Raw genomic sequence first — 14,388 nt, 5'->3', positions numbered from 1 at the left:
GCTACTCCTCCTCCACCGGCAGCGACGCCAGTTCGGCCCGCCCCAGCGGCACCTTGACCTGGCGCGCGTCAAGCTCGCGCACGTCGGTCACCGCCACGATCGGGAAGAGCTTGGCGAACAGGGTGAAGAGCAGGCAGAAGAGCGCCAGCGCCATCAGGTTGATCGAGCTCTCCACCAGCGACGGCGTGTAGCTCCCCCAGGCGAAGGGCATGTTCTTGTGGGAAAGCGACGGCACGATGATCAGGAAGCGCTCCAGGAACATGCCGACGTTCACCAGCAGGGTGACCACCAGCATCACCCCGATGTTGCGCCTGAGCTTTTTGAAGCAGAGGGTGAAGATCGGGATCACCGAGTTGCCGAGCAGCATGATGATGAGCGGCACGGTGTAGCGGCCTGCCATGAAGCGGAAGACCTCCCACTCGATCGGCTCGTGCGCGTACCAGGTGGTCTGCACGTCCACGAAGTAGGCGTAGGTCCAGAGCAGGCAGATCACCAGGAGGATCTTCCCCATGTTGTCGAAATGCAGCGGGGTCAGGTACTCCTCCAGGTGGAAGGCCTTTCTGAGCACGATCATCAGCGTGATGACTGCGGCCACCCCGGAGGTGATGGCGCCGATCACGAAGTAGGGGGGGAAGATGGTGCTGTGCCAGCCCGGCACCACGGTGACCGCGAAGTCCCAGGCCACGATGGAGTGCACCGAGACGGCCACCGGGATGATCAGCGCCGCCATCAGGGTGGAGGCCTTGTGGTAGACCGCCCACTCGTGGGCGCTGCCGCGCCACCCCATGGAGAGGGCGGCGTAGATGTTCCTTTTCCAGCCGGTGGAGCGGTCCCTGACCACGGCCAGGTCGGGGAGCAGGCCGAGGTAGAGGAAGAGGCTGGAGCCGATGATGTAGGCGGTGATGGCGGTCATGTCCCAAAGCAGCGCCGAGCGGAAGTTGGGCCACAGCCCCCGCTGGTTGGGGTAGGGCATCATGTAGTAGAAGATCCAGTTGCGCCCCAGGTGGATGAGCGGGAAGAGGCCGGCCACCGCGATGCAGAAGACGGTCATCGCCTCGGCCGCACGCAGGATCGGGCGCCGCCAGTTGGCCTTGGAGAGCCTGAGGATGGAGGAGACCATGGTGCCGGAGTGGGAGAGGCCGACCCAGAAGACGAAGCCGGTGATGTAGAGCGCCCACATGACCGGGCGGTTCTTGCCGGTCACGTACATGCCGTGGGTGACCTGCCAGCCGAAACAGAGCAGCCCCCAGGCGATCACCAGGCCCAGGAAGCCGACCAGCCTCCACCACGCCTTGGAGGGGGGCGCCATGGAGGAGAGGAGTTCGTCGTTGACCCGCTGCGGGCTCTTGGGCGGGGGCAGTGCTTTCCCGTGCTCAGACATGTTCGCGTCCTCCTCCCTTGAGATAGAAGACCGAGGGATGGGTGCCGAGGTGCTCCAGGAGCTTGAAGCGGCGCGGGCTGCGGGAGAGCCGCGCCACCCGGCTCTGCGGGTCGTTGAGGTTGCCGAACACCATCGCCTCGGACGGGCAGGTCTGGGCACAGGCCGGCTGCACCTCGCCGTCGCGGATCAGCCTCCCCTCGGCCTTCGCCTGCTCCTTGACCCGGCGGATGCGCTGGATGCAGAAGGAGCACTTCTCCATGACGCCGCGGCTGCGCACGGTGAGGTCCGGGTTCAACTGGCTGTCCATCGGCTTCACCCATTCGTGAGGGTAGAAGTTGAAGACCCGCACCGCGTAGGGGCAGTTGTTGCCGCAGTAGCGGGTGCCGACGCAGCGGTTGTAGACCTGGCCGTTCAGGCCGTCGGGGTTGTGGTAGCTTGCGTAGACCGGGCAGACCGGTTCGCAGGGGGCGTCGTGGCAGTGCTGGCACATCACCGGCAGGAAGCGCACCCGGACGTCCGGGTACTCGCCCACCCAGTAGCGCTCGATGCGCAGCCAGTGCATGTTGCGCCCCTCCGCGATCTCCTGCTTCTCGCAGATCCCCACGTTGTTCTCCGCCTGGCAGGCGGTGACGCAGGCTCCGCAGCCGGTGCAGCGGTCGAGGTCGATTGCCATGCTCCATTGATAGGGGCTCTTCTGTTTTTCCATAGGATGTTTTCCTGTTGACCTCGTAGCGTCGCCCTAGATTTCTATCAGGTCGCTCCGGTAGCTCCCCTCCGGATGCCCGACCGTCACCAGCTGGCCGTCGGGGGAGAGACGGGTGACCTTCACCCGGGTCGCGTTCCAACTGGGAGTCGGTTCACTTCCCTCCTGGCGGACGACCAAAAGTTCCAACGGGTTCACGCCGATCCCCTTGGCCCAGCGACCGCCACCCTTGTGCCCCTGGCCGATCGGCATGGCGACCAGGTCGGGGCGGATGCCGGGATGGATGAAGGCCGGGACCTTGAGCGAGCCGCGCGGCGAGCTGACCTGGACCAGGTCGCCGAAGGCGATGCCGAGGGAGGCCGCCGTCTTGGGATTGATCTCCAGCCAGCTGTCCCAGACCACGGTGCTCATGGGGTCGGGAAGCTGCTGCAGCCAGGGGAGCATGGCGCCGCGGCCGTCGTAGAAGGCGGTAGAGGGATAAACCTGCAGGTGCAGCGGGAATTTCCCGCTATCTCCGGCAAACTTCGGCTGTCCGGGGTTGGGGAAGGGTCCCCCCTGCGACCAGCGGTACTCCTTCCCCTTCTCCGGTTGGCCGCCGAAGTAGCCACCCTTCTGGAGCAGGAGCGACCAGAGCAGATCGCCCCCCGCCGAGGAGGATGGCACCCGCTTCAGGGTCTCCTTTTTCAAAAGTTCGCTGTAGGAAGGGTAGGGAAGGGCGCCTGCCATGGTTCCCCCCAGCTCGCTGGCGGCCGCCAACAGCACGTCGGGGAACTGCCTCGTGTCGTACACCGGCGTCACCACCGGCTGCATCAGGCCGAGCACCGGCTGCCTGCTGCCGGCCAGCGGGATCACATCCCCCCAGCTTTCCAGGGCGGAGTGGTCGGGGAGGATCAGGTCGGCCTGCAGCGCGGTGTCGTCCATAAAGGAGGAGAAGCTGACGATGAAGGGCACCCGGGCGAGCGCCGCCTGGAATCCCGTGTCGGCGGGGACGGTGTGCACCGGGTTGCCGTGAATCAGGGCGAGCGAGATGCGGTCGCCGCGCATCAACTCCACCAACGCAAGGAGGTCGCTGAAGGATTTATCCGGTCCCTCCGGCGCGCCCTGGTCGGGATAGACGCCGCCGGGACGGTTCAGGTTGCCGGCCACCAGGTTGAGGAACTGCACGGCGCGAGCCGCCTCGATGCCGTTACTCTGGAAGGCGACCGTGTCGCCGACCATGGCCAGGGCGGGGTGGGTGGAGGCGAACTCGCGGGCCACCTCGGCGATGGCGCGTTCGCTGAGCCCGCACTCCCTGGCCACCTGAGGGAGCTGGTAGGCGTCCAGGCGGGAGAGGAGCTGCTGCGGGGAGGTCCCCTGCTCCGCCAGCGCCCCCTTGTCGAACAGGTTCTCCGCCAGGATGACCCGCGCCATCCCCAGGGCCAGCGTTCCCTCGCTGCCGGGGTTGGCCGGCAGCCAGCGGTCGGCAGAGGCGCCGGTCAGCGAGAGCCTGGGGCCGATGTAGGTGAAGTGGCCGCGTACCGTGTCGCGGCCCTGGCGCATGCGGCCGAAGGCGTTGCCGTAGTGGACCGGGGAGAGGTCGTTCTCCACGAACTCGGCCCCGAAACTCAAGAGGTAGTGGGTCTCCGCCACGTCGTAGAAGGGGAGGCTCGGCTGTCCGAAGCTCATGCGGGTGGCTGCGCGCAGCCAGTCGGGTGCAAGCAGCTCGTAGCTGAGCTGATGGGGCGAGCCGAAGGAGCGCATGAAGCCGGAGGTGAGCGTCGCCAGCGATCCTCTCAGCTGCGGGGTCATCAGCGCCAGGCGGTCGGCCTGCTTTGCCGTCTTAAGCGCGTTGAGCTGCCCGGTCAGGATCTTGAGCGCCTCCGCCCAGCTGATCTTGGCGAACTGGCCGGAGCCGCGCGGACCGCTTCTCTTCATCGGCTGCGGCACCCGGTCCGGGTGGTAGAGCTCCTGCAAGGCCGCCTGGCCGCGGGCGCACAGCCTGCCGCGGTTCACCGGGTGCTCCGGGTTCCCCTCGATCTTCTTGGCCCGTCCCTCCGAGATGCGCACCAGGATGCCGCACCCTGCCGGGCAGGAGCGGCAGGAACTGGCGTACCAAGTGGCGAGGCCGGGGGTGACCCCCTCGTCGGGGGGGACCAGGTAGGGGATCAGTTTTTCGTTGGCCGACTGGCAGCCGGAGATGAGCGCGGCCGCCGCCGTCATGCTCCCTATTTGCAGAAAAGTCCTTCGCTTCATGCGTGCTCCGTCAGATATGGCAGATCCAGCAATCGATAGTGGCCTTGTGCTGCCGGTGGCAGCCGAGGCACCACCCCATCTTGAGGTGGACGGAGCGGGTGATCCGGTCCATGCTGGCCACCTCGCCGTGGCAGGTGCGGCACTCCAGGCGCGCGCGGATATGCATCATGTGGGGGAAATAGACGTGGTCCGGCAGCCAGTACACCCGGATCCAGGGGATCGGCTCCTTGCGCTCCCAGTAGCCCATCACCTGCTTGATCTCCGGCTTCTCGGTGGCGATGAACTGGTGGCAGTCGCGGCAGTCGGAAACCGAGGGCACCCCGGCGTAGGGCGATTTGGGCGCGTAGCGGTGGCAGTACAGGCAGGGGATGCCGTTGGTGCCGGCATGGACCTTGTGACTGAAGGCGATCGGCTGCACAGGAGAATGGTCCCGCAGATCCAGGGGTAGGAAGTACATCCACGCGAGCAGGGCGATCACGGCCAGGGCCGCGAGGACAGATCCCGAAATGATCCAGAATAGTTTCACGCTGTTCACCAGGTAGAGATCAAGTTGAATGCAATAACTTTCGTCACCACGTTGAGGGGATAGCTATAAACGGATGGTGTGAGGCAGCCGTTGTGATTGAGACCGTCATGCGAGCAGATTGTAAGCTATAATTCCGCGATGCTACTGTATCAGGCCGTTGGCCGAAAAAGATTACAGTTGTTTTAGCATCAGAAAGCCAATAGTCAAGCCAACCTGCCACTATTTTGGCCTCATCGCCACAGTCAATGCCGGTGACTGCTGACATACTTCCGACCGAGAAAGAGGTGGATCTCTTGCAGTCAGTCGAGCTGGCCTGCCATGGAGGATGCCTTTGCTTCATAACACCACGAACGCTCATCTCGGCTCCTCTAGTCGAACTCTCTTCTGGTATCTTGCGCAGCGTGGTCAACTGGCAAAGCACCTGACGCTCCCGCTGTGTGAGCGGCATAGAGAACATCCTGCCTTTAGAGTTAGAACCCTTCAAGGGCGGCTAGTTGAGCGCCACTGGGACGAGCTGCCATGACCCGAAAACCGGGCTCCAGGAAAAACGATACGCGGTGCAGGAAAAACGGATTGCACATAGAATTCTAATCATGGTACAGTCCCCCGACACTGTCGTAACTTCACTATTGCGCACCCAAGAGGCACCGATTTGACACTCATGCCGGCTACCGAGGCCACCCCCTCGCACGCGTTGCGACGGTCATCCCCTCTCGAAGACGGAACCCCCGAGGCATCCGTCGTGCAGGCGCTCTGTTTCGCGCTTGGCGGCCGTTCGCGCCGGGCTGGCAGGTAGGGCATGGTGTCCATCGACGGCGCGCTGCAGGACTTCAGCAGGCTGGACCGGCTGGCCACTGCGGAGAGTGCCGTGCACCGGCTCGACCCGCGGGCCAAGGTCCTCGCCGCCATCGTTTTCACCGTCTGCGTGGTCTCCTTCGACCGCTACGCGCTGTCGGCGCTGATCCCGTTCTTCGTGTTCCCCGCCGTGCTGATCGCGCGCGCCGGTCTGCCGGCCGGCTACCTCGCCAGGAAGGTGGCGCTCCTCTGCCCGTTCGCCCTGATAGTGGGGATATTTAACCCCTTCTTCGACCGCCAGGTGCTGGTGCAGCTGGGGCCGGTCGGCATCAGCGGCGGGTGGATCTCGTGTGCCTCCATCGTGATCCGCTCCGCGCTCACGGTCAGCATGGCCCTCATCCTGGTCGCCGTCACCGGCTTCCCCGCCATCTGCGGGGCGCTGGAGCGGCTGGGGATGCCCAGGGTGTTCGCGGTGCAACTCCTCTTCCTGTACCGCTACATCTTCGTGCTGACCGAGGAGGGGGGGAGGGCCTCGCGGGCACGTGAGCTGCGCTCCTGCGGCAACAAGGGGCGCGGCATGGGGAGCTACAGCTCGCTGATCGGCCACCTGCTGCTGCGGACCTGGCTGCGCGCCGAGCGGGTGCATATGGCGATGCTGGCACGCGGCTTCACCGGCGCCTTCAAGACCCGCAGGAGCTATGGTTTCGGCGGCAGGGAGGTCGCCTTCGTGGCGGGCTGGTCCGCCCTTTTCATCGTTTTCAGGCTGTACAACGCGGCGCAGCTGCTCGGCGTGCTGGTAACAGGATTCTTCCCATGAGTCACCACATCGTGGAGGTCAAAAACCTCCGCCACACCTATCCCGACGGCACCGCGGCCCTGCGCGACGTCTCCTTCCGGATCACCCACGGCGAATCGGTGGCGGTGATCGGCGCCAACGGCGCGGGAAAGTCGACGCTGCTCTTGCATCTGAACGGCTACCTTTCCCCCTCGGCCGGCGAGATCAGGATCGGCGACGTACTGCTCAGCAAGGGGACGCTCCCCACGGTCCGGCGCAGCGTCGGCATGGTGTTCCAGGACCCGGACGACCAGCTCTTCATGCCCACCGTTTACGACGACGTCGCCTTCGGCCCGCTGAACCTGGGGCTGGAGGGGAAGGAGCTGGAGAGGTGCGTGACGGGCGCCCTGGAGCGGGTGGAGGCCGGGCACCTGGCGGGCAAGGCCCCCTACCATCTCTCGGGGGGGGAGAAGCGCCGGGTCGCCATCGCCACCGTGCTCTCCATGTCTCCCGATATCCTGGTGATGGATGAGCCGACCAACGGCCTCGACCCGCATGCGCGCCGCCAGTTGATCAAGCTTTTGACCGACTTCGACCATACCAGGATCTTCACCAGCCACGACCTGGACATGGTGCTGGAACTCTGCCCGCGCACCATCGTCCTGAAAGAGGGCGAGATCCGGGCGGACGGGGCCACGCTGGATATTTTCCGCGACGAGGCGCTCCTCGCCGAATGCCGGCTGGAGAAGCCGCTCTCCATGCTGGGTTGTCCGATCTGCGGCAGAAACAGCTCCTGAAAGCTGACGAGGTGCTTATGAGATCCACCGTCATCATCGCCGCTCTTTTGGCCGCCTTGCTGCCCGCCTGGGTAGCGGCGGCCGATACCCCTCCTCCCCCCGCCGGCCCCCCCGTGCTGGCGACCGTCACCGGCCAGGTCGTGGACAGTGCCGGAGCTCCGCTGGCAGGAGGGTCACTGCAGCTCTTCAACGCGGCCGCAGGACCTCCGCCCTCACAGGACCGGTACTGGCGGATCCCGAACCTGCTGCGCCCACTCGGTCCGGACGGCAAGTTCACCCTGAAGCTAAGGGAGGGGAAATACTACATCGGCGCCCTGAAGAGGAAGTCGGGCCAGGAGGTCGGACCTCCGCAGGCCGGCGACCCCTTCTACATCCACCACGACGAAAAGGGAGCCCCGCAGCCACTGGAGGTCAAGGCAGGGGAGCAGCGTGACCTGGGGAGGATGGTGGCGGGGGCCTACCAGGGGAAGCAGATAATGTCCGGCCCCGGCATCACCGCCATTGCCGGGACCGTGGTCGACCCGGCCGGGCATCCGGTGGAGAAGGCGGTGGTCTTCGCCTCGGTGGCAGCCGTCGGGCGCCCCCTCTTCGCGGCCGAGCCGACCGGCAAAGACGGCAAGTTCCTGCTGCGCATCGCCGACGGTGGCAGCTTCTTCCTCCGGGCGCGCCACTCCTACGGGGGGGCACCCCCCATCGCAGGACAGCCGGTGGGGACCCTGCGTGACAGGGCGATGTTCAGCGTGGTGGTGAAAAAAGGTGAGCGGCTGGAAGGGGTCACCGTGACCTTGGGGGATGTAACCGCGCCGCCGGGGCAGACGCAACCGCAGTTCCCGCCCATGGAGCTGAAGCAGTTGATGAGGAGCGGGGAGCAGGAGCCCCCCGCCGTGGTGGCGCCACCGCCGCGCTGAGCTTCGCTTGGGCGAACCTGCCCGGCCCGATGGCTGGCACGACGCTATCCCGGGGGCGCAGGCGGGTGGTTGATAGCGGGAAAAGAACCGAAAAGGAAGCATCCAGAGGCGTCAGGGCTCGTACCGGCGCCTCTTTTTTCGTCTAGCGCAGCAGTGCCAGGGCGAACAGGGAGCCGACCAGGACCACCACCAGGACGTCGACCTTGCGCAGCAGGGCGGCAAAGGCAGCCATGGCCAGCAATGCCCTGGCCCAGTCCCAGCTGATCTCGCTGGCGAAGCGGTAGGCGGCGTAGAAGAGGAGCCCGAGGAAGCAGCTGATGATGCCGCGGGAGGCGCTGGCGAAGAAGCGCGACCCCTTCAGCTTCTGCATGTACGGCTCGCTGAAGATCAGCAGCAGGAAGGAGGGGAGAAAGGTGGCGATGGTGGTCACCGCGGCGCCGCCGGGGCCGAACAGCAGATAGCCGATGAAGGTGCCGGTGATGCTGATCGGGCCGGGGGTGACCTGGCCCAGGGCGATGCCGTCCAGGAAGGCCCGGCTCTCCATCCAGCCGCGCGACACCATCTCGTGGTGCATGAGCGGCAGCGCGGAGAGGCCGCCGCCGAAGGCGAAGAGGTTGATGCGCATCATGAGCAGGGAGAGCGAGCAAAGGGGAGGGTTGCCGAGCTTTAAAAGGAGCAGGCCGACGGCGCAGAGTGCGATGGCGGCGGCGGTGACGGCGCCGTTTCCGCTGCGGGAGATCCCGTCCGGCGGGGAGGAGGGGGCGACGTCGCGGAAGATGAGCACCCCGGCCAGGGCGCAGCCGACGATGAGCAGGAAGGGGTCGCCGTTGAGCAACAGGACGGCGGCGCTGATCACCGAGATGAGCGAGCACCTGACATCTTTGACCAGGTCCTTGCCGAAGGAGTAGGCCGCCTGCGCCACCAGCGCCACGACCACCACCTGCAGGCCGGAGAAGAGGGCCACCACGGGGGCCGCCGTGCGGGCGCCGCGGTAGAACTCGGACAAAAGCAGCATCAGGATAAAGGCGGGGAAGCCGAGGCCGATGAAGGCGGCCGCGGCGCCGCGCACGCCGCGGCTTTTAAGGCCGACGTAGGCCGCGACCTGCATGGCCGTGGCGCCTGGGATGGACTGGCTCAGCACCACCCCCTCCTTGAACGACTCGCCGTCCAGCCACTTGTGCCGCGCTACCGCGAGCTCCCGGATGTGCGGGATGATGGCGGGGCCGCCGAAGGCGGTCAGCCCGAGCTTCAGGAAGGCGCCGAAAATGGCGGCGGTTGCCGGGGCCTCCGGTGCCGCAGCGGATCTTGCTTCAGGCCGCATCGCTGCTGCGCGCCCTCAGGAGCAGCCCGTTGGCGCTCAGGTAGACGAAGCCGGCCAGCACGGCGACCTTGCCCGCCACGGGCACCCCGGCGGCGGTGGCGGCGATCCCCCAGGCCTGCACCAGGGCGGCGCCGATCAGCATCCCCACCACGACCAGCCCGGCGTCGGCGTCACCCTCCCCGGCCTTGATCAGCTGCCGGAAGGGACAGCCGCCGATCAGCACCGAGATCCACCCCACCAGGGCCATCCCCAGAAAGCTCCAGACCGCGTCGCCATGCGCGCCGGGCTGCCCGTCGAACCCGGCGTGGAAGCGCCCGCTGGCCGCGGCCACCACGACCGTGGCGATGAGGAAGGCAACGATCCCCAGCGGGGCGTTGGAGCGCAGGCCGAACAGGAAGGCGTCCCGCACGCTGCCGGTGATGCAGAAGCGGCTCCGCTGGGCCAAGGCGCCCAGCAAAAGCCCCACTGCCAGCGAGACGAACCACGCCGCGTGCTGGGTGGCGCTGCCGCGGGCCGAGAAGGCGACGAAGCCGGGGCGCACCAGCAGGAAGCTCAGCAGGAGGAGGAAGAAGGCGGGAACCAGCAGCCCGCTGCCGCCGCGCTCAGGGGCGGCAGGCTCGAGCTCCACGCCACGCATCAGGCCGCGCAGGCCGAACCAGACGCCGGCCACCAGTCCGACCACGCCGGCCAGGGCGGTGAGGTCGCCAGCGCCCAGGCGCAGGAAGAGCTTGATGGGGCAGCCGATGAAGACGGCGCAGCCGACCATGAGGAAGATGCCGGAGACCAGGCGGGGGAGAGGTGCGCTGCCGCCGCGGGAACGGAACTCGCGGAAGGCGGCGGCGCTTCCCATGGCGCCCAGCACGAAGCCGATCAGCTCCGGACGCAGGTACTGCAGCCTGCTGTTGTTGTGCAACCCGATCGCCCCGGCCACGTTCTCCATGAAGCAGGAGACGCAGATCCCGGAGTTCTCCGGGTTCCCCCACACCGTCAGCAGGACCCCCAGGCCCCCCAGCAGCAGCCCGGTGACCACGCTGATCCACAGATGCCGGTCGCGCAGGTCAACCATCATTCGCACCCTCCCGCCAGGCGGCTCACCAGGTAGTTCACGTCCTTGAGCGAGGCTGCCAGCGTGGCGTTGCCGGGGTTCGCCCGCACCCGCGCCGGGATGGTCTTCGCCCCCTCCTCGACCGCTTCCTTGATCTGGGCCCGCCTGGAGAGCGGATTCTTCGGGTCGAGGTAATCGCCGTTCAGCCGCACGCCCGCGACGTAGCTGTGCAGGGCCTGGTCGAGCGCCCCCATCTTGCCGAGGATCTCCCCCTTCAGGATGTGCCCGTGCGCCTCGGAAGGATATTTCAGGGCCAGCTCATCCAGCTTCAAGAGGGCGCGCTGCAGCTCTCCGGCGCGGATCAGCTCATCAGCCGGCGCGTAGATCTTCTGCAGCAGGGCGGCGCGCGCCTGGTAGGCCAGTTCCCGCTCCACGGCCTTGTCGACACCGGAAGGGGGCTGGACGCCGGAGCTGCGCCCCTGGCCCGCCAGCACGGCACCGAGGGTGACCAGGGCGGCAAGCAGCAGGAACAGCAGGGTTTTGTCGTGGCCGTTCTTGAACATCGGCAAATCCTAGAAGGTCTGGTACGGGGGCATGTTGGCGCGCCGCGCCATGTCCCGGATCGGCTGGTAATCGCTGTCCAGGAGCTGTTCGTAGCCGTCGATGCCGGCCGCCTTCAGCACGCGCACCTTCTCGCCGTCAACCTCGACGGTATCGGTCGGCTTGAGGTCCATGAGCGCCTGGCGCACCCGCTTAACCAGGTCGGGGTCGGCATCCTTGGCGGCGCCGAAGGTGCAGTAGGGAACCAGCTGGCTCTGCGCCAGGACCACGAACTGGTCCGGCGAGATCTTCCCTTCCTTGGTCATCACCTCCAGGTCGAGGACCGGGGCGGCCGCGACGTCGAAGGAACCGTACAGCACGCTGTAGATGGCCTTCTCATGCTTGTAGGAGCCGGGGGGGATGGCGTAGTAGCCGAGGTCGCGCTCAGGGTTGATGCCGGCCTTCATCATCAGGTCGTACTCGGCCAGGTAACCGGTCGGCGCCAGCATGGGGCCGAAGGCCATCCTCTTGCCGCGGATGTCGGCGAGCGTCTTGATGCCGCTGCCGGCGCGGGCGATGATCGCCCCCGCGCTGCGCGAGCCGAACTGCCCGCGCTTCTCGGCGGCGAGCAGGTTCAGGTTGTAGCGCTCCTTGAGGACCACGTAGAGGAGCGAGTTGCTGTGCACCAGGGGGAACTCCCCGGACTTGAAGCGCTTCTCGAAGTCCTGGGTGTCCACCGGGACCACCTCGAAGGTGACGCCGGTCTTCTCCGAGAGGTAGCGGGTGAGCGGCACGAAGCGCTGCAGGGTCTCCTTCTCGCTGTTGCAGACCATGTAGCCGATCTTCACGGTAGTGGTGGTGGTGGGCTTGTTGCCGCGGCCGCAGCCGGGAAGCAGCAGGGGAGCCAGCAGCAGAAGGGCGAGGGTGAACCGGCGCAGGGAAAGGCGGGAATGCATCATCCGTTGGGGTCTCCTTGAACTGAAAGGCAAAAGCCCTTTCATTGTGATACTCCTGCCGCGGGATAACCGCAGCAGCGGTCGGCGGCGTCCCAGTCGCGGTCGGGGAGGTAGCCCCTGCCGCGGCACCCCCCGAGGCAGTGGGTGACCTCGGGACAGGGGGCGCACTGCGCAGGCGGGGCGAGGAGGATCTCCCTGAGCCGCTTCTTCCGCTCCGAGGCGAGGATCTCGCCCAGGGTGTCGCTCCCCAGCGCGCCCAGCCGGTAGGGCATGATAGGGCAGGGGTAGACGGTGGCGTCCGGGGCTATATAGATCATGCTGTTGGCGGCCTGGCAGCCACCCTCCGGGAAGGGGAGCTGCGGGTAGATCGCCTTCCAGATGAAGGGGTCGTGCACCGAGAGCTGCAGTTTGGCCGGGATCTCGCAATTAGCGAGCCTGGCGACCAGTTCGCGGCTCCGCTCCGGGGTGAGCTGGAAGGGAGCCACCCCCGGCAGCGCCCGCTGGATGGGGAGCACCAGCCTGTTCACCCCCCGTTCGCCGCAGAAGTCGAAAAGCTCGGCGATCTGGAGGTAGTTGTCGTCGGTGACGCGGAAGCTGATCCCCATCGGGGGGGCAGACTCCCAGAAGTCAGCAGGGAGCGCCCGCAATTCCGCCAGCGAGGAGGAGGCGGCGAGCACCGACCTGACGCTGGTGCCCGACAGGCGTTCCCGTACCGGCGCGCTCAAAAGCGCGGCCGGGGCGGTCAGCGTCACCGCCACCCATTGTCCCTGCAGCACCTCCAGGACCTCCCAGAGCTCCCGCTCCAGGGCCTGCGCATCGCATGCCATGTCCAGGGCCAGCACCCGCGAAGCGATCACCTCCCTGGCGATGGCAGGGTGGTCGCAGGGTACCCCGGCGGCAGGGGCCAGGTCCCAGTAGATCCGAATGGGTGTCTTCAGTTCCATCGACTCAGGCCCAGCAGTGTGGGTCGGGGCTGTTCAGGTCGCCGGTCATCGCCAGGGCGCGGGCGCTGCAGCCGCCCAGGCAGTCATCGTAGTGGCTGCAGCTGCCGCACTTGCCGGTCGCCTTCTTGTGGCGCATGGCGTCCAAAAGCTTCGAGGTGCGCCAGAGTTCGCCCAGGTCGTCGCGGGTGATGTTGCCGATCACGGAGGGGATGAAGCCGCAGGGGGTGATGTCGCCATTGGTCTTGATGTTGAGGGAGAGCTTGCCGCAGACGCTCCCCTTGACCATGTTGCTGCTGGGGATGCCGAGCGAGGCGATGATGGGGTCGTCCAGCGAGATATCGAGCCCCTCGACCCGCTTCTTGGCCGCCAGCGCCTGGGAGTAGAACTCCTTCCACTCGGCGGCGGTCAGGTCCAGCTCGTCCTTGTTGGCCATGCCCAGACCGACGCACTTGAAGTTGTGGAAGTTCAGCTGGTCCACCTTCAGCTCCAGGGCGAAGCTGACCAGTTCCTCGATGTCCCGGTAGTTGATCCGGCAGATCACCGAGGAGATCGAGGTCCGGATGCCGGCGTCCTGCAGGTGCTTGAGGGCGGCGCAGGCCTGCCGGTGGCTCCCCGGCACGCCGCGCAGCTCGTCGTGCAGCTCGGAGCGGTGGCTGTCGATGCTGATCCCCACCTTGTAGAAGCCGGCCTCCTTCAGGGTGGCGGCGCTTTGGGCGTCGATCAGCGAACCGTTGCTGTTCATTGAGACCCGCAGGCCGCAGGAGGCGGCGTGGCGGGCAATGGTGCACAGGCCGTCCCGGAGCATCGGTTCGCCGCCGCCGAAGTTGATCGCCATGACCCCCAGCTTGGCCGCCTTGCCGATGCAGGCGCAGAGTTCCTCGGTGCTCAGCTCGCCGGAGGGGTCCTTGCGGCTGTAGCAGTGCCGGCACTGGAAGTTGCAGGTGTTGTTGAGCGCCCAGTTGATGGTGAGCGGCGCCTTGAGCAGTGCATTATTCATAGCTGATGAAGCCCTCTCTCTGCAGCTCGGCCAGGAACGCCGTCACGTCGGCGTCCACCTGGTCGGTTGGTGCCTCGAACTCCTCGGCGATCACGGCAACGACCTCGTCCTTGGTCTTGCCGTCGCACAGCTTCCAGATCTCGGTCCCGAGCAGGTTCAAGGAGAGGATCTTGCCGTTGTGGAACAGGATCGAGGTCCCCAGGTTCTCCACATCCTCCCCGGCCGCCAACCCCTCCTGGGCCTGGTCCCGGGTCTCCTCCTCCTCGCGCCAAAGAACGTCCTGATTTCTGACTATCCTGGACATCGCCTCTATCTCCCTTTTTCCGCGCCGGCGTCCGGCACCGGGTCCTGCCTAAACGGCTCGACCAGCACCCGCGCCACGCTCGGATCGCTATTGTGGTCGAAGATCCCCTCGGCGATCTTTTTCCTGTCGCTGGTGCCGAACCAGTTGAAGGGCGCCGGCTGGTC

At 66.5% G+C, this 14,388-nt stretch carries 14 protein-coding genes; 3 read left to right on the top strand and 11 right to left on the bottom strand.

Annotated elements, in window-relative coordinates:
- Position 1 precedes the first annotated feature (1 nt).
- From nrfD to VJ604_RS00165, 4 genes are read right to left on the bottom strand one after another with little or no spacing between them, the layout of a single operon-like run.
- Positions 2–1,381, bottom strand: a complete 1,380-nt coding sequence (gene nrfD / locus VJ604_RS00180; RefSeq protein ID WP_324079364.1) for an NrfD/PsrC family molybdoenzyme membrane anchor subunit — start codon at positions 1,379–1,381, stop codon at positions 2–4.
- On the bottom strand, positions 1,374–2,087 hold the full coding sequence (locus VJ604_RS00175) for a 4Fe-4S dicluster domain-containing protein (protein ID WP_324079363.1): 714 nt from the start codon (positions 2,085–2,087) through the stop codon (positions 1,374–1,376). The genes nrfD and VJ604_RS00175 overlap by 8 nt, the downstream gene beginning before the upstream one ends.
- 33 nt (positions 2,088–2,120) lie before the next feature.
- A complete protein-coding gene (locus VJ604_RS00170) occupies positions 2,121–4,316 on the bottom strand; it encodes a molybdopterin-containing oxidoreductase family protein (RefSeq protein ID WP_324079362.1) in 2,196 nt (731 codons plus the stop codon).
- Between the two features lie 10 nt (positions 4,317–4,326).
- Positions 4,327–4,842 carry a cytochrome c3 family protein gene (locus VJ604_RS00165; RefSeq protein ID WP_324079361.1) on the bottom strand — a complete coding sequence of 172 codons (516 nt, stop codon included), beginning with the start codon at positions 4,840–4,842 and terminating at the stop codon, positions 4,327–4,329.
- Positions 4,843–5,641: 799 nt separating this feature from the next.
- Here VJ604_RS00165 and cbiQ point away from each other — a divergent pair.
- From cbiQ to VJ604_RS00150, 3 genes are read left to right on the top strand one after another with little or no spacing between them, the layout of a single operon-like run.
- Positions 5,642–6,454: a cobalt ECF transporter T component CbiQ gene (gene cbiQ / locus VJ604_RS00160; RefSeq protein ID WP_324079360.1), complete on the top strand. Its 813-nt coding sequence runs from the start codon at positions 5,642–5,644 to the stop codon at positions 6,452–6,454.
- Positions 6,451–7,209, top strand: a complete 759-nt coding sequence (locus VJ604_RS00155) for an energy-coupling factor ABC transporter ATP-binding protein (protein WP_324079359.1) — start codon at positions 6,451–6,453, stop codon at positions 7,207–7,209. The genes cbiQ and VJ604_RS00155 overlap by 4 nt, the downstream gene beginning before the upstream one ends.
- Before the next feature lie 17 nt (positions 7,210–7,226).
- Complete coding sequence (locus tag VJ604_RS00150; RefSeq protein ID WP_324079358.1) at positions 7,227–8,117, top strand: hypothetical protein; 891 nt, start codon at positions 7,227–7,229, stop codon at positions 8,115–8,117.
- Positions 8,118–8,259: 142 nt separating this feature from the next.
- Here the strand turns inward: VJ604_RS00150 and chrA are convergent, their stop codons facing one another.
- From chrA to VJ604_RS00115, 7 genes are read right to left on the bottom strand one after another with little or no spacing between them, the layout of a single operon-like run.
- On the bottom strand, positions 8,260–9,438 hold the full coding sequence (chrA, locus tag VJ604_RS00145) for a chromate efflux transporter (RefSeq protein WP_324079357.1): 1,179 nt from the start codon (positions 9,436–9,438) through the stop codon (positions 8,260–8,262).
- Complete coding sequence (gene yedE / locus VJ604_RS00140) at positions 9,428–10,507, bottom strand: YedE family putative selenium transporter (protein ID WP_324079356.1); 1,080 nt, start codon at positions 10,505–10,507, stop codon at positions 9,428–9,430. Before yedE ends, chrA begins: the two co-directional genes overlap by 11 nt.
- Entirely contained in the window at positions 10,504–11,046 is a 543-nt protein-coding gene (locus VJ604_RS00135) for a hypothetical protein (protein WP_324079355.1), read from the bottom strand. Before VJ604_RS00135 ends, yedE begins: the two co-directional genes overlap by 4 nt.
- Positions 11,047–11,055: 9 nt before the next feature.
- A complete protein-coding gene (locus VJ604_RS00130; protein WP_324079354.1) occupies positions 11,056–11,982 on the bottom strand; it encodes a phosphate/phosphite/phosphonate ABC transporter substrate-binding protein in 927 nt (308 codons plus the stop codon).
- 38 nt (positions 11,983–12,020) lie between these two features.
- Entirely contained in the window at positions 12,021–12,923 is a 903-nt protein-coding gene (locus tag VJ604_RS00125) for a GeoRSP system SPASM domain protein (protein ID WP_324079353.1), read from the bottom strand.
- Between the two features lie 4 nt (positions 12,924–12,927).
- A complete protein-coding gene (locus VJ604_RS00120) occupies positions 12,928–13,920 on the bottom strand; it encodes a GeoRSP system radical SAM/SPASM protein (RefSeq protein WP_324079352.1) in 993 nt (330 codons plus the stop codon).
- Entirely contained in the window at positions 13,913–14,224 is a 312-nt protein-coding gene (locus VJ604_RS00115; RefSeq protein ID WP_324079351.1) for a GeoRSP system PqqD family peptide chaperone, read from the bottom strand. The genes VJ604_RS00120 and VJ604_RS00115 overlap by 8 nt, the downstream gene beginning before the upstream one ends.
- Positions 14,225–14,388 lie beyond the last annotated feature (164 nt).

The organism is Geomonas sp., assembly GCF_035254065.1.
Lineage (GTDB): Bacteria > Desulfobacterota > Desulfuromonadia > Geobacterales > Geobacteraceae > Geomonas.
The sequence above is the reverse complement of the archived record's forward strand: the minus strand, read 5'-3'. Positions and strand labels throughout refer to the sequence as shown.